We start from the raw sequence: 22,309 nt of genomic DNA on the forward strand, positions 1-22,309 counted from the left end.
GAACATTCGCAGGTTTGTGCAGAGGGGATAATGATCAGCATAAGCGCGACGATTATCCTGCGCGGTGCGTCCAAACGGGCGGCGTTTGCCTTTAATGATAATAGAAAAATGACTGCCAGCTTTCGCTGGCAGTTTAGGGTCGTTTTATGCGGTCAGGCGCGCGGCGTCTTGTGCAATGACCAGCTCTTCATTGGTTGGAATAACCAGCGCGGTACGGGTGCCCTCTTTGTTGATAGCACCGGATTTGCCAAAACGTGCAGCAAGGTTACGCTCGTGGTCAACTTCAAAGCCCAGCAGAGCCAGTTTGTCCAGAGACAGTTCGCGGACCATTGCCGCGTTTTCGCCGATACCACCAGTGAACACGACAGCGTCCAGACGGCCTTCCATCAGTGAAGTATATGCACCGATGTATTTCGCCAGACGGTGGCAGAACACGTCCATTGCACGTTTAGCATCAGCTTTGGTGGCGTAGTTGTCTTCAACATAACGGCAGTCGCTGGTGACTTCAGTCAGGCCCAGCAGGCCGGATTCTTTGGTCAGCATTTTGTTGATTTGATCAACGCTCATGCCAAGAGAATCATGCAGGTGGAAGATGATTGCCGGGTCGATGTCACCGCTGCGGGTACCCATGACCAGACCTTCCAGCGGGGTCAGACCCATAGAAGTATCAACGCATTTACCGTTACGGATTGCGCTGACAGAACCGCCGTTACCCAGGTGGCAAGTGATCAGGTTCACTTCTTCCACTGGTTTGTTCAGCATTTTCGCGGCTTCCTGAGTCACATAAAAGTGGCTGGTGCCGTGTGCGCCGTAACGACGGATGTGGTGATCTTTATACAGGCTGTACGGCAGCGCGTAGAGGTAAGATTCTTCAGGCATGGTCTGATGGAACGCGGTGTCGAAGACAGCAACGTTTTTGTCAGCCAGTTTAGGGAAAGATTTCAGTGCTTCATCAATACCGATCAGGTGGGCCGGGTTATGCAGCGGTGCAAACGGGATAGATTCTTTGATACCCTCGATTACAGCGTCGTTGATCAGCATGGATTTAGTCAGCTTCTCGCCGCCATGAACGATGCGGTGGCCGATTGCTACCAGCTCAGCAGACAGTTCAGGTTTTTTGCTCAGAATATTGTTAACGATGAATTTCAGCGCTTCGCTGTGTGCGGCACCCGCACCTAAAGCGGCTTCTTCTTTGCCACCGTCCATTTTCCATTTAATGCGTGCTTCTGGCAGATGGAAACATTCGGCTAAACCTGAAATGTGTTCTTCACCGTTTGCAGCATCAATGATGGCAAACTTAAGGGAAGAACTACCACAGTTAAGAACCAGTACAAGCTTACTCGACATGGAAGTACCTATTTATTGTTGGTGCTGTTTAAAAAAAACAATACACGTGGTTAATAAATCGTCAGTCTGACATCAAGCGTAGCGCATAATGGCGGCGACAATTATGATTAACATCATGCCAGAGAGCCATAACAGGCATGACGATGAAAAAGCTGAAGAATCGTTGGGAGCAGATTTTTTAATCTCCCGGATAACGGTGAAACGTCCGTCCTGCAGACGAAAACGTTCCTGTTATGCCTCTTCAGAATGTTGCTAATAAGTAAAAACACTAACAAAAAATACAATAACTAATTACAAAACCACCCGACGCAAGGCACTATGCTTAATGTAGGGAGAAAACATTGCAATTTCGCGTTTCCGCCCCAACTTTATATTAACCTTGTCGGCTGAGAGGTATGCAAGGCTGCGATAGAATACCGACAGGTGCCAGCAAAAACAAAATATATTTTATCGTGGTAAACTCCAGTTTGTGTTTTACAAATATTTTTTAAATTTTATACGTGAAGTTGAGGTGCATCTATGACGAGTAAGCCAACAGGCTCCGTAGGCTGGTTCCAGGTTTTCCAGCGCGGGCAGCACTACATGAAGACATGGCCGTCAGATAAGCGTCTGGCTCCGGTATTCCCTGAGAACCGGATTTCCAGTGCCACCCGATTTGCCGTACGCGTTATGCCCGCCGTGGCCGTTTTCACGCTGAGCTGGCAAATTGCCATGGGCGGACAACTGGGCCCGGCCGTGGCGACCGCTATTTTTGCCTGTAGCCTGCCGATGCAAGGGTTGTGGTGGCTTGGCCGTCGTTCCCTGACGCCGCTGCCGCCGACGCTGATGAGCTGGTTCCACGATGTGCGCAATAAACTCGTCGAAGCCGGGCAGGCATTAGCCCCGATTGAAGGCACGCCGACATATCAGTCGCTGGCCGATGTCCTGAAGCGGGCTTTCAAGCAGCTTGATAAAACCTTTTTAGACGATCTGTAATTCTGCCCGTCCCGTCATTAACATCGTTTTACGCCGCATTTTGACCGGAGGAACGTCTCCTCCGGTGATTATTTCAGATGAGATCCAGACCCAAATCAAAGAATGGTGTGCTTGCGATTTCGCAGAACTTTGCGCTATGCCATGCTTTGCTCATTATGCAGACATGAGGATTTTCACGATGGAAATGACGAACGCTCAACGCCTGATTTTGTCGAATCAATATAAAATGATGACCATGCTGGACCCTGATAACGCGGAGCGTTATCGCCGGTTACAAACGGTGATCGAACGTGGTTTTGGTTTGCAAATGCGCGAGCTGGACAGGGACTTTGGCGAATTGCCGGAAGAAACCTGCCGCACCGTAATTAACATTATGGAGATGCATCATGCGATGCAGGTTTCATGGACCAATCTGAAAGACACCCAGGATTTGGATCGCCGCCGTATTGATTTCCTCGGTTTTGATGCTGCAACAGAATCCCGCTATTTAAGCTATGTCCGCTTTATGGTGAACACCGAAGGACGTTACACTGATTTTGATGCGGGGACGCACGGCTTTAACGCACAGACCAAAATGTGGGATAAATACCAGCGCATGCTGGCCGTCTGGCAATCTTGTCCTCGTCAGTACCATTTGAGCGCCGTCGAGATAGCGCAAATCATTAATGCCTAAATTGAGATAACTAAAGAGGAATTGCCTGTGGAGTGCAAAGGTTTTTTGTTCGACCTTGATGGAACGTTAGTGGATTCACTGCCCGCCGTAGAACGCTCATGGATTAACTGGGCACTCAGCTGGGGGGCCAACCCGCAGGATGTTCTGGCCTTTATTCATGGCAAACAGGCAATCACTTCTTTACGTCATTTCATGGCAGGCGCAAGCGAAGAAAAGATTCAGGAAGAGTTCGATAAACTGGAAAAGATCGAAGCCACTGATACTGAAGGGGTTACGGCGCTGCCGGGCGCTCATCTTATTCTGAGTGAACTCAGCCGTATGAATATTCCGTGGGCGATTGTGACCTCGGGTTCTATGCCGGTGGCCAGTGCGCGTCATAAAGCCGCGAATTTGCCTGAGCCGGAAGTGTTCATCACGGCAGAACAGGTTAAACATGGCAAGCCTAAGCCAGATGCGTATCTGCTGGGTGCAGAACGTCTGGGCCTGGCGCCGGAAGATTGTGTCGTGGTGGAAGATGCTGCGGCGGGCGTAATGGCCGGTCTTGCTGCCGGTTGTAAAGTGATTGCGGTTAACGCGCCGTCTGACACTCCGGGAATCGAAGACGTAGATTTCGACCTTTCCTCGCTGAAAGATTTACTGCTTAATCCTTCCGATAACGGCGTGACCGTCAGTCTGCGATAAGCGCATAAAAAGTACAATTAACGCCTTTTAATTGATATAAACCCCGCAGCCACGGGGTTTTTTTATGCCATCCTGAACCCCGTTATTCTTCAAATAACCTCATTGAGCTTATTTCTGCCATCTCAACGCAAAAGGAGTTTGTTTTGACCGGTGAATTAATCTGGGTAGTGATACTGCTTGTGATCGCCATGGTGCTGTTCGCGCGCAATACGCTGCGGATGGATATCGTTGCGTTACTCGTCATCATTGCTTTCGTGCTGAGCGGAACGCTGACCATCAATGAAGCGCTGGCCGGATTCAGCGACCCGAACGTGATTCTGATTGCGGCGCTTTTTGTTGTCGGGCACGGGCTGGTCAGGACCGGCGTGGCTTATCAGGTGGGCGACTGGCTGATGAAAGTCGCGGGTAACAGCGAAACCCGTATGCTGGTTTTACTGATGCTGACCGTCGCCGGGCTGGGCGCGTTCATGAGTTCGACCGGCGTAGTCGCGATTTTCATTCCCGTTGTTATCAGTGTCTCTGCCCGCATGAAAACGTCTCCCGCCCGCCTGATGATGCCGCTGAGTTTTGCGGGGCTTATCAGCGGCATGATGACACTGGTCGCGACCCCGCCCAATATGGTGGTTAACAGCGAGTTACTGCGTGAAGGATTTGATGGTTTTGGTTTCTTCGGCGTGACACCGGTGGGGCTGGTCGTGCTGGTAATGGGCGTAGGATATATGCTGCTTGCCCGCCGCTGGCTGTCTTCCGATGACGCCTTACAGGATAAACAGCGCTGGAAGCGTCGTACTTTTCGTGATCTTATCCGCGATTACCATCTGACCGGTCGTGCGCGGCGGATGACGGTACGTCCCGGATCTCCGCTGGTCGGCCGTACGCTGGACGACGTGCATCTGCGTTCCCGCTATGGCGCAAACGTGGTGGGGATTGAACGCTGGCGCAAATTTCGTCGCGTGATGGTCAGTGCAACCGGGAGCACCGAGCTGTGTGCCCGCGATGTGCTGCTGCTGGATATGGCTGATCCTGACGTTTCTGTCCGCCAGTTTTGTACCGATGAAATGCTTGAGCCAATGGTTTTACGCGGTGAGTATTTTTCCGAGCAGTCACGGGATGTCGGAATGGCGGAAGTGTCTCTGATCCCCGACTCCGAGTTACTGGGTAAAACGCTGCGCGACGTGGCTTTCCGCTCAACTTACGGTCTGAACGTGGTCGGCATTCGCCGGCAGGGCGAAGCGCTCGACGGCAAACTGGTTGATGAGGTTTTACAGCTGGGCGATATGTTGCTGGTGATTGGCGACTGGAAACTCATCCGCCAGCTACAACAGCAAATGCATGATTTCATTGTGCTGAATCTGCCCGCAGAAGTGGATGAAGTCGCGCCTGCGCTCAGCCAGGCACCCCATGCGCTGTTTTGCCTGGCGCTGATGGTCGCGTTAATGCTTACCGACGACGTGCCGAATGCCATCGCGGCCATTATTGCCTGCATGCTGATGGGCAAGTTCCGCTGCATCACGATGGAAGGCGCATATAAAGCCATTCACTGGCCGAGTCTGCTGCTGATCGTCGGGATGATGCCTTTCGCGCTGGCGCTGCAAAAAACCGGCGGCGTGGCGCTGATTGTGAAAGGCCTGATGGAAGTGAGCGGGGGATACGGTCCGTATATGATGCTGCTGAGTTTGTTTGTGCTCTGCGCCGGTATCGGGTTATTTATTTCCAATACTGCAACGGCTGTACTGATGGCGCCGATCGCCATTGCGGCGGCGCATCAGATGGGTGTTTCGCCTTACCCGTTTACCATGATTATCGCGATTGCGGCCTCAGCGGCGTTTATGACGCCGGTTTCATCACCGGTGAATACGCTGGTGATGGTGCCCGGTAACTACAAGTTCGGCGATTTCATCCGTATCGGCGTGCCTTTTACGCTGCTGGTGATGGTCGTCAGCATTTTTCTGGTGCCGGTACTTTTCCCGTTCTGACGCGCGGGAGGCGATCAGAGCGGAGAATCGAGGCTGATTTCATCCAGTGACAGACTGAAGCTCGGGATAAAGACTTCCATGAAGTAGTCCATTTCCGGGCTTTTTCTGTCGGCCAGCGTCTTCTCCAGACGCGCTTTTGCCAGCGTAAACTCGTTATTCCCCGCAGACAATTCTTCCAGGCATTTCAGGTATGCGCATAAGGCATCCGCCTGTTTTACTGTCAGTTTTTCATCTTCCGTATAGTAATGCTCGTCAATCAGCGGACGGAAATCTTCCTGCAGTTCTTTCGGCAGCATTTCGATCAGTTTTTGCTGAGCAATTTTCTCGATCTTTTTGTATTCATGAGCAATTTGCGGATTGTAATACTTAATTGGTGTGGGCATATCGCCGGTCAGTACTTCACTGGCGTCATGATACATCGCCAGAAGGGCAACGCGTTCGGCGCTCAGATTGCCGTTAAATTTGCGGTTTTTAATCACGGCTAAAGCATGAGCCACAAAGGCGACCTGGAGACTGTGTTCGGACACATTCTCGGTGCGGACGTTGCGCATCAGCGGCCAGCGGCTGATCAGTTTTAGACGGGAAAGGTGGGCGAAAAAATGGCTCTGACTCATAGCACTCTCAATAACAACGGTGAATGAGAGTCCATTGTGAGCAGTGCGAAACCGTTATGCAAATGTGGAAATGCGCAGAAAGAAAAAAGGGCGCAGATGCCTGCGCCCTGATCATTACTGACGGTAAGTTTCGAGGAAACGACCGAACTTGTTCACTGCCATTTCCAGTTCGTCTACGCGCGGAAGCGTCACGATTCGAACGTGGTCCGGATAAGGCCAGTTAAAGGCGGAACCCTGAACCAGCAGGACTTTTTGCTGTAACAGCAAATCGAGCACCATTTTCTGGTCATCCTGAATATTGAAACGCTTGGCATCAATTCGCGGGAACATATACAGCGCGCCTTTCGGCTTCACGCAGGACACACCCGGGATCTGATTAATCAGTTCCCACGCGCGGTCACGCTGTTCGACCAGGCGCCCGCCCGGCTGAATGAATTCGCTGATACTCTGGTAACCGCCCAGCGCCGTCTGAATGGCGTGCTGCATCGGAACGTTGGCACACAAACGCATCGAGGCCAGCATTTCCAGACCTTCAATATAGCCTTTGGCGTGCTTTTTCGGGCCGTTCAGTACCATCCAGCCCTGACGGAAACCGGCAACGCGGTAAGTTTTTGACAGACCATTGAAGGTTACGGTCAGAAGATCCGGCGCCAGCGACGCAATGGAAATGTGCTGAGCGTCGTCGTACAGGATCTTGTCGTAGATTTCATCGGCAAAAATGATCAGATTGTGTTCACGCGCAATCTCGACGATCTGCATCAGCAATTCCTTGCTGTACACCGCGCCGGTCGGGTTGTTCGGGTTGATGATCACAATGCCACGGGTACGCGGCGTGATTTTGTCACGAATATCGGCGATATCCGGGAACCAGTCAGCGCCCTCATCACACAGGTAATGCACCGCGTTACCGCCAGACAGGGAAACTGCGGCGGTCCACAACGGATAATCGGGCGCAGGCACCAGCATTTCATCGCCCGTGTTCAGCAATGCCTGCATTGACTGAACAATCAGCTCAGAAACACCGTTACCGATGTAAATGTCTTCAACCGTGATGTCGCGCATATCGCGCGCCTGATAGTGCTGCATGATCGCTTTACGTGCAGAAAACAGGCCTTTTGAATCACAGTAACCCTGTGACGTCGGCAAATTGCGGATTACGTCGATCAGGATTTCATCAGGCGCGTCGAAACCGAACGGGGCAGGGTTGCCGATGTTCAGTTTGAGGACTTTGTTGCCTTCTTCTTCAAGACGTTTTGCTTCTTTGAGCACCGGGCCGCGAATGTCATAGCAGACGTTGTCCAGTTTGTGGGATTTTTCAATCGGGGACATGTAAATAGGAGCCTTTTGCAGTAAAGCCTGTTCTTCCCTGGCGCCAGGCGACCGTAGAACAGTGCGAAGGGGTCAATTTACTCCCCCGAAGCGGGTGTGAGAAGGGCTGTGCACCGTTTTGGTGAAAAACAGCAGTAATGCGACCGGAGGTGGTTCTTTCCCATGGCTTGCATGACGGTGAATGGTTTTTAATTCTTATAATTTGTGTTTGTGTAATTTTTTATTTTGCAATAGCTGATTCTATAACCGGTAATTCCACTGTTTTTGCTGCACTACGATCTTCGTTCCGGCTTAGCGGCTGTGATCTTTTTGGGCAGAACATCATGAAAACTTACCAAAGCTCGACAAATTCTGAAAAAAAATCGGGTGCGGATGATTAACAAGGAAAAATGTCTGATGAGAATTAGTTTTATTTATCTAATGATTAATAGTAAATGCTGGATGAATGATCATGTCGGGGCAATATCTGAAACCTATTCTTTTTTGAATAAGTGAATGCTTTACTGGCATATATATAATAAAAATCGCTATAAACAAAATTTGATAAAACAAGAAAAATCTTAATGATCATTTAACTAATGACCAGTGGCATTAAATGGTTATTCGTTTGAGCCGATGAATTTAATAGGTTATATTTCCATATCTTACTTTTATTCGTTAATTTAACTTATGTTTTTTCTCCAGATGATTAACGATTGTCAGGGTTTTGTCAGCCGCAGGCCGGTATGTAGGTATGTGGAAGGGTTTCACGGGACGGACTATATTAATTAAGACGCTCTAATCATTCCTGCTTTGTGCGGAATTACTGTGCGTGCTTTAAAAGGTTCGATGCTCACAAAGTGGAAAACTTTCGTGCACAAATATTTCTCAATTTCACTTATCAAATGAGTGAGTATCTGCCATATCTGGTATTCTGCTTTTTGCGGGTACTTTGACGCACCATCAGGGTAGCTTGTTATTAGATTCTATAAAGTGAAGAAAAACTATGACAATAGCAAATCGTCCAATCCTCAATCTCGACCTTGACCTGTTGAGGACATTTGTCGCTGTTGCCGATTTAAATACGTTCGCTGCGGCAGCTGCTGCCGTGTGTCGTACTCAGTCGGCGGTCAGCCAACAGATGCAACGTCTAGAACAACTCGTTGGAAAAGAACTGTTTGCCAGACATGGACGCAATAAATTATTAACTGAACATGGTATTCAGTTATTGGGGTACGCACGGAAAATTCTTCGTTTTAACGACGAAGCGTGCACCTCTTTGATGTACAGCAACGTCCAGGGCGGGATAACGATTGGTGCGTCAGACGATACGGCTGACACCATCTTACCTTTCCTGCTCAGCCGCGTGACTTCGGTATATCCAAAATTGTCTATTGATGTTCGCGTGAAACGCAGCCCGTTTATGTTGTCGATGCTGGAAAGTGAGGAAGTCGATTTGGCCATCACGACGATGACCAACACCGATCATCCGCATATCGTCCTGCGGACTTCGCCAACATTATGGTATTGCTCGGCTGATTTTGCCTATCCGTCAGGAGACAGTGTGCCGCTGGTGGTGCTGGATGAACCCAGCCCGTATCGCATGATGGCGATAGAGCATCTCAACCAGGCGGGGATCCCGTGGCGCATTGCGTATGTGGCATCAACATTGTCTGCCATTCGTGCTGCGGTTCGTGCCGGTTTGGGCGTGACTGCGCGGCCGATTGAAATGATGAGCCCGGAACTGCGTGTTTTGGGTGAGCAGGATGGTCTGCCACGCTTGCCGGACACTCAGTACGTGCTGTACAAAAATGCCCGTTGCGAAAATGAACTGGCGATGGCGATTTTCAACGCTGTTGAGCAAGGGAATGATCCTTATTCTCTCAGTGCCTATGGTCCGCGTCCGGTTGTGGATGACGATCATGAGTTCCTGGCAGACTCTCAAAGTTAAAAATAAACCCGGCTTTACCTTCCGCCTCCGATCCGCGGGGCGGGGGTAAAGGTTCCTACCTCTTTAGAGGTGCAAAAGTTGTATTTTTAGCGGTTTAATTTAATAACTCCACTCAAACCTGACTTTTTCTGCATTAACCCCGTTTCTTTCCCGCTACGACTGTCATTCCCGTTGACTATCACTTCACTAAACGACGCAAAATCCTGAACTTTTTTAGGTTAAAAGAATGCATCAAATTTCTCCGTAATTCGCTTGTCATTTTTTGAAAATCAATAAAACTTGTTAAATGTGTGGCCATTTCTGTCTCAAAATTGACAGAACTCTGACATGGATCAAAAAAATACCCCTATTAAGAGAGTGGAAGAGCCGACTATTCCTGCGACAATAGGAAAGCCCGAAAGATGTAATAACTCCCATCCCAGGCCCATGCTTTATCACGGTATTTAACTGACACGATTTAGCTTAAGTTCCGTCGCATGATATGTTAATTAAATGCTAAGCATGTAAACTAATGTGGAGATACTTTTGTCAAAGTTGACAAAAGGTTATAGAAAAGGGTAAAAAGCCCACAACAAATCACTGGCTTAATGCCTTGTTGAGCCGTGAACTGTGTGGTTATTAATCCTTCCCTTGAATCGATGTGGTACGCAAACTGCCGGCCCTAAGAGCAGATGCCAAAGTGCCACTTTTGATGAGTAAGCAATGAGTATGTCAACAGCCACTGAAGTCATCGCTCAACATTGGGCGTTCGCCGTTTTTCTTATCGTTGCCGTTGGGCTGTGCTGCCTGATGTTACTGGGCGCCGCGTTCCTTGGCGGGAGAGCCAGAGCACGCTACAAAAACACGCCTTTTGAATCAGGTATCGCCTCGGTGGGCACTGCCCGTCTGCGCCTTTCCGCAAAGTTCTATCTGGTTGCAATGTTTTTCGTCATTTTCGACGTTGAAGCCCTGTATCTCTATGCATGGTCGACGTCAATCCGCGAAAGCGGCTGGACGGGATTCGTTGAAGCCACCATTTTCATTTTGGTACTGCTGGCCGGTTTGTTCTATCTGGTGCGAATTGGCGCACTCGACTGGACCCCAACACGTTCGAAAGGACCTGTTAAACCGAGCCCGGCAATTAATACCAACAATCACCCTCAGTAAGCAGTCATAGCGAGGCATTAAGATGGACTATACGCTCACCCGCATAGACCCGGACGGTGAGAACGACCGTTACCCCCTGCAAAACCAGGAGGTCGTCGGCGATCCTCTTCAGGAGCAGGTTAAGCGCAGCGTTTTCATGGGGAATCTCCAGGAATCATTGCACGGCATGGTGAACTGGGGACGCAAAAACTCCCTCTGGCCCTACAACTTCGGCCTTTCCTGCTGCTACGTCGAAATGGTGACGTCATTCACTGCGGTGCATGACGTTGCGCGTTTTGGGGCAGAAGTTCTGCGTGCATCACCCCGTCAGGCTGACTTCATGGTGGTTGCAGGTACCTGCTTCACCAAAATGGCCCCGGTTATTCAGCGCCTGTACGACCAGATGCTGGAACCAAAATGGGTGATTTCGATGGGCGCCTGTGCGAATTCCGGCGGCATGTACGATATTTACTCAGTTGTGCAGGGTGTGGATAAATTCCTGCCTGTCGACGTGTATATCCCGGGTTGCCCGCCGCGTCCGGAAGCGTATATGCAGGCATTACTGCTGCTGCAGGAGTCTATCGGTAAAGAACGTCGCCCATTGTCATGGGTTGTCGGCGATCAGGGTGTTTACCGCGCGAATATGCAGTCTGAAAAAGAGCGTAAACGTGCTGAGCGTATTGCCGTGACAAATCTGCGTTCGCCGGACGAGATTTAACACTGCGGTCTGAGAGTCAACCCTGAGGGGTGAGGTGTCCCCCTTACGGCATAAATGACCATTTAGTGTGGTGAAAAAAATATGACAGATTTGACGACGCAAGATTCCGCCCTGCCAGCATGGCATACCCGTGATCATCTCGATGATCCGGTTATTGGCGAATTGCGTAACCGTTTTGGGCCAGAGGCCTTTACTGTTCAGGCAACCCGTACCGGAATTCCCGTGGTATGGTTCAAGCGCGAACAGGTACTGGAAGCGATTACCTTTTTACGAAAACAGCCAAAACCTTATGTCATGCTTTTCGATTTGCATGGCTTTGATGAGCGTTTACGTACTCACCGCGACGGTTTACCGGCTGCGGATTTTTCCGTTTTCTACCACCTGATCTCGGTCGAGCGTAACCGCGACATCATGATCAAGGTGGCGTTGTCAGAAAACGATCTCTATGTTCCGACCGTTACCAAGGTTTTCCCGAACGCCAACTGGTACGAGCGCGAAACCTGGGAAATGTTCGGTATTACCTTTGATGGTCACCCGCACCTGACGCGCATCATGATGCCGCAGACCTGGGAAGGTCACCCGCTACGTAAAGATTATCCGGCGCGCGCCACCGAGTTCGACCCTTATGAGCTGACTAAGCAAAAAGAAGAACTTGAGATGGAATCGCTGACCTTCAAGCCGGAGGACTGGGGCATGAAGCGCGGTACCGACAACGAGGACTTCATGTTCCTCAACCTCGGGCCAAACCATCCGTCCGCGCACGGTGCGTTCCGTATCGTATTGCAGCTTGATGGCGAAGAAATTGTCGACTGCGTTCCGGACGTCGGTTACCACCACCGTGGTGCTGAAAAAATGGGCGAACGTCAGTCCTGGCATAGCTACATCCCGTATACCGACCGTATCGAATATCTTGGCGGTTGTGTTAACGAAATGCCTTACGTGCTGGCGGTTGAAAAACTGGCCGGTATCGTAACGCCGGATCGCGTTAACACCATCCGCGTGATGCTGTCTGAACTGTTCCGTATCAACAGCCATCTGCTGTACATCTCTACGTTTATTCAGGATGTGGGCGCGATGACGCCGGTGTTCTTTGCCTTCACCGATCGTCAGAAAATCTACGATCTGGTGGAAGCGATCACCGGTTTCCGTATGCACCCGGCCTGGTTCCGTATTGGTGGCGTTGCACATGACCTGCCGAAAGGCTGGGATCGCCTGCTGCGTGAGTTCCTTGACTGGATGCCAGCGCGTCTGGATTCCTACGTCAAAGCGGCGCTGAAAAACACCATTCTGATTGGCCGTTCCAAAGGCGTGGCTGCGTATAACGCAGATGACGCTCTGGCCTGGGGCACCACCGGTGCTGGCCTGCGCGCAACGGGTATCCCGTTCGACGTGCGTAAATGGCGTCCCTATTCTGGCTATGAAAACTTTGACTTTGAAGTTCCGACAGGTGATGGCGTCAGTGACTGCTATTCCCGCGTCATGCTCAAAGTAGAAGAACTGCGTCAGAGTCTGCGCATTCTGGAACAGTGCTACAAAAACATGCCGGAAGGCCCGTTCAAGGCGGATCACCCGCTGACCACGCCGCCACCGAAAGAGCGCACGCTGCAACACATCGAAACCCTGATCACCCACTTCCTGCAAGTGTCGTGGGGGCCGGTCATGCCTGCGCAAGAATCTTTCCAGATGGTTGAAGCAACCAAAGGGATCAACAGCTACTACCTGACCAGTGACGGCAGCACCATGAGCTACCGCACCCGTGTCCGTACGCCAAGCTTCCCGCATTTGCAGCAGATCCCGTCCGTAATCCGTGGCAGCCTGGTATCCGACCTGATCGTGTATCTGGGCAGTATCGATTTTGTAATGTCAGATGTGGACCGCTAACGATGACAGATATCAATAAAGACTCAGAAGTTCAGTACATCAACGTCAGCGAGCCCGTCGCGCCGCCGGTGTTTGTGCTGAGCGACGCTGAACGTGAAGCGATTGAGCACGAAAAACATCACTACGAAGATGCCCGCGCGGCCTCTATCGAAGCGCTGAAGATCGTGCAAAAGGCGCGTGGCTGGGTGCCTGATGGCGCTATCTACGCGATCTCCGATGTTCTGGGCATTCCTGCCAGCGACGTCGAAGGTGTGGCGACATTCTACAGCCAGATCTTCCGTCAGCCGGTGGGGCGCCATGTGATCCGTTACTGTGACAGCGTGGTGTGCCACATCACCGGTTATCAGGGGATCCAGGCTGCTCTGGAACAACAGTTGCACATCAAGCCGGGCGAAACGACCGAAGACGGACGCTTTACCCTGCTGCCGACCTGCTGCCTCGGTAACTGTGACAAAGGCCCGTCAATGATGATTGACGAGGACACGCACAGCCACCTGACGCCGGAAGCGATCGGCTCGCTACTGGAGCGCTACGCATGACCTACATTCCAAGACATATCGAACGCACACCGGAGATGCATCCGCTGACCTGGCGTATGCGTGAGGATAAACAGCCTGTCTGGTTCGACGAATACCGCAGCAAAAACGGTTACGTCGGTGCAGAAAAAGCCCTCAAAGGCATGGCTCAGGAAGAAATCGTCAATCTGGTTAAAGACGCGGGCCTGAAAGGGCGCGGCGGCGCAGGTTTCTCCACCGGTCTGAAGTGGAGTCTGATGCCGAAAGACGAAAGCATGAACATCCGCTATCTGCTGTGTAACGCCGATGAGATGGAGCCGGGTACGTATAAAGACCGCATGCTGATGGAGCAAATGCCGCACCTGCTGGTGGAAGGCATGTTGATCTCGGCATTCGCGCTGAAATCTTACCGTGGTTATATCTTCCTGCGCGGCGAATACATTGAAGCGGCTGTTAACTTACGTCGTGCGATTGCCGAAGCTACCGAAGCGGGCCTGCTGGGTAAAAACATCCTCGGCACCGGTTTTGATTTTGAACTGATTGTTCACACCGGCGCAGGGCGTTACATCTGCGGTGAAGAAACTGCGCTGATTAACTCGCTGGAAGGCCGTCGTGCTAACCCGCGTTCCAAGCCACCGTTCCCGGCATCTGCCGGTGCATGGGGTAAACCGACCTGCGTTAATAACGTCGAAACCCTGTGCAACGTGCCAGCGATCCTTGAGCACGGCGTGGACTGGTACAAAGGTATGTCTGCGGGCAAAAGTGAAGATGCCGGCACCAAACTGATGGGTTTCTCCGGCCGGGTTAAAAATCCGGGCGTCTGGGAGCTGCCGTTTGGGACTACCGCACGTGAAATTCTTGAAGACTATGCCGGTGGCATGCGCGATGGTCTGAAATTCAAAGCCTGGCAGCCGGGCGGGGCAGGGACTGACTTCCTGACCGCCGATCATCTGGACCTGCCGATGGACTTTGCCAGCATTGGTAAAGCCGGCAGCCGTCTGGGGACTGCGCTGGCGATGGCCGTGGATCACGAAATCGGCATGGTTCCGCTGGTACGCAACCTGGAAGAGTTCTTCGCCCGCGAATCTTGTGGCTGGTGTACACCGTGCCGCGATGGCCTGCCGTGGAGTGTGAAAATTCTTCGTGCGCTGGAACGGGGTGAAGGTCAGCCGGGGGATATCGAAACTCTCCTGCAACTTTGCCGCCAGCTTGGCCCGGGCAAAACCTTCTGCGCACACGCGCCGGGTGCCGTGGAGCCATTGCAGAGTGCGATTAAATATTTCCGGGAAGAATTTGAGGCGGGTATCGCCAAACAGCATTACAACAACGCACATGCGATTGCGGGCATTCAGCCAAACAATCTGCTGAAAGAGCGCTGGTAGTGAAGGCAACAGGCAGCGGACGTGAGCCCGCTGTGCGCGAATTTCCGGAACAAGGGACGCGCTGTCGAATGATATACGCCAACCCGGCAAGAATTTTTGATTAACGCCCGCTCAGGCGGGCCACGTGGAAGCATGCTGACTATGGCTACGATTCATGTAGACGGCAAAGAATACGATGTAGACGGAGCGGACAACCTGTTACAGGCTTGCCTCTCTCTCGGCCTCGATATTCCTTATTTTTGCTGGCATCCGGCGCTGGGAAGCGTCGGCGCTTGCCGCCAATGTGCGGTTAAGCAATACCAAAATGCGGAAGACACGCGCGGTCGTCTGGTGATGTCATGTATGACACCAGCGTCTGATGGCACCTTCATTTCCATCGACGACTCTGAAGCGAAAGAATTCCGTGAAAGCGTCGTGGAATGGCTGATGACCAACCACCCGCACGATTGTCCGGTGTGTGAGGAAGGCGGTAACTGTCACCTGCAGGATATGACAGTGATGACCGGCCACAGTATGCGCCGTTACCGCTTCACCAAACGTACGCATAACAACCAGGATCTCGGTCCGTTCATCTCTCATGAAATGAACCGCTGTATCGCCTGTTATCGCTGTGTCCGTTACTACAAGGATTACGCGGACGGCACTGATCTGGGCGTTTATGGCGCACACGACAACGTCTATTTCGGCCGCCCGGAAGATGGCCCGCTGGAAAGCGAGTTCTCCGGTAACCTGGTAGAAGTGTGTCCGACCGGCGTATTCACCGATAAAACGCACTCCGAACGCTATAACCGTAAATGGGACATGCAGTTTGCACCAAGCATCTGTCAGCAATGTTCTGTTGGCTGCAATACCAGCCCGGGTGAGCGTTACGGCGAACTGCGTCGTATCGAAAACCGTTATAACGGTACCGTAAACCACTACTTCCTATGCGACCGTGGTCGTTTCGGTTATGGCTATGTGAACCTGAAAGATCGTCCGAAGAAACCTTTGCAGCTGCGTGGTAATGACTGGATCGAACTTAACGCAGAACAGGCGATGCAGGGCGCGGCAGACATTATCCGTCAGGCGAAGAAAACCATCGGTATCGGTTCTCCGCGTGCCAGCCTGGAAAGCAACTTTGCGTTGCGTGAACTGGTCGGTGCTGAAAACTTTTATACCGGAATTAACGCGGCAGAGCAGGGGCGTCTGCAACTGATGCTGAACATTCTGCGCAACAGCGGTGTTCACACACCGGCGCTGCGTGAAATTGAAGATTACGATGCCGTTCTGGTGCTGGGCGAAGATTTAACCCAGACCGGTGCGCGTATCGCATTGTCTGTGCGTCAGGCTGTTAAAGGTAAAGCCCGCGCGATGGCTGCGGCTCAGCGCGTTGCCGACTGGCAAATCGCCGCTGTTCAGAACATCGGTCAGCACGCCAAACACCCGCTGTTTATGACCAACGTAGACAACACCAAACTCGACGATATCGCGGCCTACAATTACCGTGCACCGGTCGATGAGCAGGCGCGTTTCGGCTTTGCTATCGCTCATGCACTGGATAATTCTGCGCCAGCGGTCACCGATCTGGCTGATGGCCTGAGCAAGAAAATCGACGTGATCGTGCAGGCGCTGACCGGTGCCCGCAAGCCATTGATCATCACCGGTTCTAACGCCGGCTCTGACGCCATTATCGAAGCAGCGGCCAATATCGCCAAAGCGCTGAAAATTGCGGGCAGTGATGTCGGCATTACGTTCGTGGCTTCTGCGGCTAACAGTATCGGTCTTTCGATGATTGGCGGTGGCACACTCGATGAAGCACTTGAGTTGCTGACCCGTGGCGAAGCAGACAGCGCGATTGTGATGGAAAATGACCTTTACCGTCAGGCGCCTGAGGCGAAAGTCGATGCAGCATTAGCTAATGTGCAGAACCTGCTGGTCGTTGACCATCAGCGTACCCGCATCATGGATAAAGCCAGCCTGATCCTGCCTGCGGCGAGTTTTGCCGAAAGCGACGGTACGCTGGTAAATCAGGAAGGTCGCGCACAGCGCTTCTTCCAGGTTTATGACCCGGCTTACTACGACACAACGGTTGCCATGCTCGAAAGCTGGCGCTGGATGCACTCGCTGCATTCCACTATCAACAGCCGTCATGTTGACTGGACTCAGCTTGATCACGTGATTGAAGCCTGTGTTGAAGCTCTGCCACAGCTGAAAGGCATGGTAGAAGCGGCGCCAAACGCCAGCTTCCGTATTCGTGGTCAGAAGCTGGCGCGTTCTCCGGCACGTTCAAGTGGTCGTACCGCTATGCGCGCGAACATCAGCGTTCATGAACCGCGTCAGCCACAAGATAAAGACACCATGTTTGCCTTCTCGATGGAAGGGAACAACAGCCCGACAGCCAACCGCAACCAGGTGCCATTCGCCTGGGCGCCGGGCTGGAACTCACCGCAAGCCTGGAACAAATTCCAGAGTGAAGTGGGCGGCAGTCTGCGCCACGGTGATCCGGGTGTGCGTCTGATTGAAGCCGGTGAGGGAACACTCGATTACTTCACCACGATTCCGGCGGCCTTTACTGCGCAGAGCGATAACTGGCGTGTAGCGCCTTATTATCACCTGTTCGGCAGTGAAGAAATGACACAGCGCTCGAAAGTTATCCAGCAACGTATGCCAGAAGCCTACGTGATGGTTAACCCGGCAGATGCCGCGCAGTTAGGGGTGAATGCAGGTTCTCAGGTGGAATTCACCTGTGCCGGTCAGACCCTCAGATTGCCCGTTCGTCTGAGTGAAACATTGAGTCAGGGCCAGGTTGGCCTGCCGCTGGGCTTGCCGGGCATTCCTCCGGTGCTGGTTGGCGCAACGGTTGAAAATCTGCGGGAGGCAGCACAATGAGCTGGTTTACACCTGTAGTCATCGATTCGTTGATCGCCATTCTGAAGGCGGTGGTGATCCTGCTGGTTGTTGTGACCTGCGGGGCCTTCATGAGCTTCGGCGAGCGCCGTTTGCTGGGCCTGTTCCAGAACCGATACGGACCAAACCGTGTCGGCTGGGGCGGTTCCCTGCAACTGGTCGCTGACATGATCAAAATGTTCTTCAAGGAAGACTGGGTACCTAAATTCACCGACAAAGCCATCTTTACGCTGGCGCCGATGATTGCGTTTACATCCCTGTTGATCTCCTTTGCGATTGTTCCGGTCAGCCCGACCTGGTTCGCCGCAGACCTGAACATCGGTATTTTGTTCTTCCTGATGATGGCCGGTCTGACCGTCTATGCGGTGTTGTTTGCTGGCTGGTCCAGTAACAACAAATACTCGCTGCTGGGGGCGATGCGTGCATCCGCTCAGACGCTGAGCTACGAAGTGTTCCTCGGCTTATCGCTGATGGGCGTCGTGGCGCAGGCGGGTTCTTTCAATCTGCAAGACATCGTCAATTCTCAGGCACATGTGTGGAACATCATCCCGCAGTTCTTTGGCTTCGTGACCTTTGCGATTGCCGGTGTGGCTGTGTGTCACCGCCACCCGTTTGACCAGCCGGAAGCCGAGCAGGAACTGGCCGACGGTTACCACATTGAATATTCCGGTATGAAATTCGGTCTGTTCTTTGTCGGGGAATACATCGGTATCGTGACTGTCTCTGCGCTGATCGTCACCTTGTTCTTCGGTGGCTGGCAGGGGCCGTTCCTGCCGCCGTTTATCTGGTTTGCGCTGAAAACCGCTTTCTTCATGGTGATGTTCATTTTGATCCGTGCTGCTTTGCCGCGTCCCCGCTACGACCAGGTGATGTCATTTGGCTGGAAAGTTTGCCTGCCACTGACCTTGCTTAATCTGCTGGCGACCGCTGCGGTCATCTTGTACAACGCGCAATAAGGGGTAATGAAACCATGACATTGAAAGACATAGTGGTCGGGTTCGGTACCCAGGTTCGCAGCTTGTGGATGATAGGCATGCACGCCTTCGCCAAGCGCGAAACCCAGATGTACCCTGAAGTTCCGGTCAATCCGCCTCCGCGCTACCGTGGCCGTATCGTGCTGACGCGCGACCCGGACGGCGAAGAGCGCTGCGTTGCCTGTAACCTGTGTGCAGTAGCCTGTCCGGTAGGCTGTATTTCTCTGCAAAAAGCAGAAATGAAAGATGGCCGCTGGTATCCGGAGTTCTTCCGCATCAACTTCTCACGCTGCATTTTCTGCGGTTTGTGTGAAGAAGCCTGCCCGACAACAGCGATTCAGCTGACGCCGGACTTCGAGCTGGGCGAATTCAAACGCCAGGATCTGGTGTACGAAAAAGAAGATCTGTTGATTTCTGGGCCGGGTAAATATCCGGAATACAATTTCTACCGGATGGCCGGTATGGCGATTGACGGCAAGTCGAAAGGCGAAGCTGAAAACGAAGCCAAACCGATCAACGTCAAAGGTCTGTTGCCTTAAGGAGCCGCAAGCATGGAATTTGCATTTTATATTGCAGCCCTGGTGGCCGTGTTGGCGACATTGCGTGTTATCACGCACACCAACCCGGTGCATGCACTGCTGTATCTGATCGTCTCTTTACTGGCGATTGCTGCGGTCTTCTTCTCGCTCGGCGCGTACTTCGCCGGTGCACTGGAGATCATCGTTTACGCGGGCGCCATTATGGTGCTCTTCGTCTTCGTCGTGATGATGCTCAACCTCGGCAATGTCGAAGAACAGGAACGTGCCTGGCTCAAACCTGCCACCTGGATCGGGCCTTCAGTTTTGTCAGTCATCCTGCTGGTGGTGATGATCCTGTCTATTCTCGGTGTGCATGACCATGGCATCAAAGGCGACATGATTGACGCGAAAGCGGTGGGTATCGCGCTGTTCGGGCCTTACGTTCTGGCGGTTGAGCTGGCGTCAATGTTGCTGCTGGCCGGTCTGGTCGTGGCATTCCATGTTGGTCGTGAACACAAACCGGGTGAAGTCTTCGGTGACGCACCGGCCACGACCGAAATGGCTACAAAAAGAAAACCGGAGGAGAGAGCATGATCCCTCTACAACATGGTCTTATTCTGGCCGCGATCCTCTTTGTTTTGGGGCTTACCGGGCTGCTGGTTCGTCGTAATCTGTTGTTTATGCTAATCAGTCTTGAAGTGATGATTAACGCGGCAGCGCTGGCGTTTATTGTGGCGGGAAGCTACTGGGGTCAAGCAGACGGGCAGGTGATGTACATTCTGGCCATCAGCCTGGCTGCGGCGGAGGCCAGTATTGGTCTGGCGTTGCTGTTGCAACTGTATCGCCGTCGCCACACTCTCAATATTGATACTGTCAGTGAGATGCGCGGATGAACTTACTCTATTTAACTATTCTGTTCCCGCTGATTGGCTTCCTGTTACTGGCCTTTTCTCGCGGTCGCTGGTCTGAAAATACCTCCGCTACCATTGGCGTGGGTTCCATTGGTCTGGCAGCACTGACCACCGTTTATGTGGGCATCAACTTCTTCAGCCAGAAAGCGGCGGGCGTTGAAGTCTTCAACCAGCATCTGTGGAACTGGATGCAGGTGGGTGACTTCAATATTCCAGTCACACTGACGCTCGATGGTTTGTCAATGACCATGCTGTCTGTGGTCACTGGCGTCGGTTTCTTCATCCACATGTTCGCTTCCTGGTACATGCGCGGTGAAGAAGGCTACTCACGCTTCTTTGCGTACACCAACCTGTTTATCGCCAGCATGGTGGTTCTGGTACTGGCTGACAACTTGCTGCTGATGTACCTCGGCTGGGAAGGCGTGGGTCTGTGCAGCTACCTGCTGATCGGTTTCTACTACACCCATCCGGCCAACGGTGCGGCGGCGATGAAAGCCTTTATCGTGACCCGTGTTGGTGACGTGTTCCTGGCTTTCGCGTTGTTCATTCTTTACCGCGAACTGGGTACGCTGAACTTCCGCGAACTGATGATCCTGGCACCGCAAAAACTGGCAGTGGGCGACACGGCAATCACCTGGGCAACCCTGATGTTACTGGGTGGCGCCGTGGGTAAATCCGCGCAGCTTCCTTTGCAGACCTGGCTGGCAGATGCGATGGCTGGTCCGACGCCGGTTTCTGCGCTGATCCACGCCGCGACCATGGTAACCGCCGGTGTTTATCTGATTGCACGTACTCATGGCCTGTTCCTGATGGCGCCGGAGATCCTACATCTGGTGGGCATTATTGGTGCGGTAACGCTGGTTCTGGCAGGTTTTGCTGCGCTGGTACAGACCGACATCAAACGCGTTCTTGCGTACTCGACCATGAGCCAGATTGGTTACATGTTCCTGGCGCTGGGCGTTCAGGCGTGGGATGCCGCTATCTTCCACCTGATGACGCACGCATTCTTCAAAGCACTGTTGTTCCTTTCTTCCGGTTCGGTCATTTTGGCCTGCCACCACGAACAGAACATTTTCAAAATGGGTGGATTACGTAAATCCATTCCTCTTGTCTATCTCTGCTTCCTGGTCGGTGGTGCGGCGCTGTCGGCCTTGCCAATCATCACTGCGGGCTTCTTCAGTAAAGATGAAATCCTCGCGGGTGCGCTGGCTAACGGACACCTGAATCTGATGGTTGCCGGTCTGGTCGGTGCGTTTATGACCTCGCTGTACACCTTCCGCATGATCTTCATCGTGTTCCATGGCGAAGAGAAAATCAAAGCGCATGCGGGTAAAGGCATCACTCACCACCTGCCGCTGCTGGTGTTACTGGTTCTGTCCACCTTCATTGGCGCGATGATTGTTCCGCCACTGAAAGGCGTACTGCCGGATACCACTGAGCTGGCGCATGGCAGCGTGCTGACGCTGGAAATCACATCAGGCGTGATTGCAATTGCTGGCATTCTGCTGGCGGCGGCCCTGTATCTGGGTAAACGCTCGCTGGTCAACAGCATTGCGAAAAGCGCACCGGGTCGTTTCTTCACGACCTGGTGGTTCCATGCCTGGGGCTTCGACTGGCTGTACGACATGATTTTCGTGAAACCTTATCTGCTGGTCGCGAAACTCCTGCAACGTGATCCGCTGAACTCGATGATGAATCTGCCTGCGCTGTTTGCCCGTCTGGGTAACCGTGGTCTGACTCTGAGCGAAAACGGTCAGGTACGTTGGTACGTCGCGTCAATGGGGCTCGGTGCGGTCGTCGTTCTGGCGCTGCTGCTGGTGATTTAAGCCTGCATTACGGGTGTAGTTATCAATGCCGGTCTGTTGGTGTAACTG

At 52.5% G+C, this 22,309-nt stretch carries 19 protein-coding genes; 16 read left to right on the forward strand and 3 right to left on the reverse strand.

The window, feature by feature from the left end; all coding sequences use genetic code 11:
• Positions 1-144: 144 nt before the first annotated feature.
• Complete coding sequence (gene ackA, locus J8X26_RS10925; protein ID WP_152324375.1) at positions 145-1,347, reverse strand: acetate kinase; 1,203 nt, start codon at positions 1,345-1,347, stop codon at positions 145-147.
• Between the two features lie 519 nt (positions 1,348-1,866).
• On the opposite strand from ackA, the gene yfbV reads away from it, so the two are divergent.
• The 4 genes from yfbV (at position 1,867) to J8X26_RS10945 (ending at position 5,652) form a co-directional block, all read left to right on the forward strand.
• Entirely contained in the window at positions 1,867-2,322 is a 456-nt protein-coding gene (gene yfbV, locus J8X26_RS10930; protein ID WP_104921265.1) for a terminus macrodomain insulation protein YfbV, read from the forward strand.
• Positions 2,323-2,500: 178 nt separating this feature from the next.
• Positions 2,501-2,995 carry a YfbU family protein gene (locus J8X26_RS10935; RefSeq protein WP_165058299.1) on the forward strand — a complete coding sequence of 165 codons (495 nt, stop codon included), beginning with the start codon at positions 2,501-2,503 and terminating at the stop codon, positions 2,993-2,995.
• A 27-nt stretch (positions 2,996-3,022) separates the two neighbouring features.
• The gene (locus J8X26_RS10940; protein WP_208950896.1) at positions 3,023-3,676 is read left to right on the forward strand and encodes a sugar phosphatase; all 654 of its coding nucleotides are present in this window, start codon (positions 3,023-3,025) and stop codon (positions 3,674-3,676) included.
• A gap of 143 nt (positions 3,677-3,819) precedes the next feature.
• Positions 3,820-5,652, forward strand: a complete 1,833-nt coding sequence (locus J8X26_RS10945; protein ID WP_152324372.1) for an SLC13 family permease — start codon at positions 3,820-3,822, stop codon at positions 5,650-5,652.
• A 14-nt stretch (positions 5,653-5,666) separates the two neighbouring features.
• Here the strand turns inward: J8X26_RS10945 and yfbR are convergent, their stop codons facing one another.
• A complete protein-coding gene (gene yfbR / locus J8X26_RS10950; RefSeq protein WP_152324371.1) occupies positions 5,667-6,266 on the reverse strand; it encodes a 5'-deoxynucleotidase in 600 nt (199 codons plus the stop codon).
• 114 nt (positions 6,267-6,380) lie between these two features.
• Positions 6,381-7,595: a pyridoxal phosphate-dependent aminotransferase gene (locus tag J8X26_RS10955; protein ID WP_165058296.1), complete on the reverse strand. Its 1,215-nt coding sequence runs from the start codon at positions 7,593-7,595 to the stop codon at positions 6,381-6,383.
• Positions 7,596-8,580: 985 nt separating this feature from the next.
• Here J8X26_RS10955 and lrhA point away from each other — a divergent pair.
• The 12 genes from lrhA (at position 8,581) to nuoL (ending at position 22,261) form a co-directional block, all read left to right on the forward strand.
• Positions 8,581-9,525, forward strand: coding sequence for a transcriptional regulator LrhA (gene lrhA / locus J8X26_RS10960; RefSeq protein ID WP_152324369.1), 945 nt, complete (start codon positions 8,581-8,583; stop codon positions 9,523-9,525).
• Positions 9,526-10,227: 702 nt separating this feature from the next.
• Positions 10,228-10,671, forward strand: a complete 444-nt coding sequence (locus tag J8X26_RS10965; RefSeq protein WP_104921271.1) for an NADH-quinone oxidoreductase subunit A — start codon at positions 10,228-10,230, stop codon at positions 10,669-10,671.
• Between the two features lie 22 nt (positions 10,672-10,693).
• Positions 10,694-11,368 (forward strand): NADH-quinone oxidoreductase subunit B family protein, encoded by a 675-nt coding sequence (locus J8X26_RS10970; RefSeq protein ID WP_101076105.1) that lies wholly within the window; start codon positions 10,694-10,696, stop codon positions 11,366-11,368.
• A gap of 81 nt (positions 11,369-11,449) precedes the next feature.
• Complete coding sequence (gene nuoC, locus J8X26_RS10975; protein WP_208950897.1) at positions 11,450-13,249, forward strand: NADH-quinone oxidoreductase subunit C/D; 1,800 nt, start codon at positions 11,450-11,452, stop codon at positions 13,247-13,249.
• 2 nt (positions 13,250-13,251) lie between these two features.
• On the forward strand, positions 13,252-13,788 hold the full coding sequence (gene nuoE, locus J8X26_RS10980) for an NADH-quinone oxidoreductase subunit NuoE (protein ID WP_226790007.1): 537 nt from the start codon (positions 13,252-13,254) through the stop codon (positions 13,786-13,788).
• A complete protein-coding gene (nuoF, locus tag J8X26_RS10985; RefSeq protein WP_152324367.1) occupies positions 13,785-15,146 on the forward strand; it encodes an NADH-quinone oxidoreductase subunit NuoF in 1,362 nt (453 codons plus the stop codon). The genes nuoE and nuoF overlap by 4 nt, the downstream gene beginning before the upstream one ends.
• Before the next feature lie 141 nt (positions 15,147-15,287).
• The gene (nuoG, locus tag J8X26_RS10990; RefSeq protein WP_208950898.1) at positions 15,288-18,014 is read left to right on the forward strand and encodes an NADH-quinone oxidoreductase subunit NuoG; all 2,727 of its coding nucleotides are present in this window, start codon (positions 15,288-15,290) and stop codon (positions 18,012-18,014) included.
• Entirely contained in the window at positions 18,011-18,988 is a 978-nt protein-coding gene (nuoH, locus tag J8X26_RS10995; RefSeq protein ID WP_013574595.1) for an NADH-quinone oxidoreductase subunit NuoH, read from the forward strand. The genes nuoG and nuoH overlap by 4 nt, the downstream gene beginning before the upstream one ends.
• A gap of 14 nt (positions 18,989-19,002) precedes the next feature.
• Positions 19,003-19,545 carry an NADH-quinone oxidoreductase subunit NuoI gene (nuoI, locus tag J8X26_RS11000; RefSeq protein ID WP_112289933.1) on the forward strand — a complete coding sequence of 181 codons (543 nt, stop codon included), beginning with the start codon at positions 19,003-19,005 and terminating at the stop codon, positions 19,543-19,545.
• Positions 19,546-19,557: 12 nt separating this feature from the next.
• Entirely contained in the window at positions 19,558-20,118 is a 561-nt protein-coding gene (nuoJ, locus tag J8X26_RS11005; protein ID WP_165058292.1) for an NADH-quinone oxidoreductase subunit J, read from the forward strand.
• On the forward strand, positions 20,115-20,417 hold the full coding sequence (gene nuoK, locus J8X26_RS11010; protein ID WP_004936014.1) for an NADH-quinone oxidoreductase subunit NuoK: 303 nt from the start codon (positions 20,115-20,117) through the stop codon (positions 20,415-20,417). Before nuoJ ends, nuoK begins: the two co-directional genes overlap by 4 nt.
• The gene (gene nuoL, locus J8X26_RS11015) at positions 20,414-22,261 is read left to right on the forward strand and encodes an NADH-quinone oxidoreductase subunit L (RefSeq protein ID WP_208950899.1); all 1,848 of its coding nucleotides are present in this window, start codon (positions 20,414-20,416) and stop codon (positions 22,259-22,261) included. The genes nuoK and nuoL overlap by 4 nt, the downstream gene beginning before the upstream one ends.
• The last annotated feature ends 48 nt before the right edge of the window (positions 22,262-22,309 follow it).

The organism is Rahnella sp. ChDrAdgB13 (assembly GCF_017655185.1).
Lineage (GTDB): Bacteria > Pseudomonadota > Gammaproteobacteria > Enterobacterales > Enterobacteriaceae > Rahnella > Rahnella contaminans.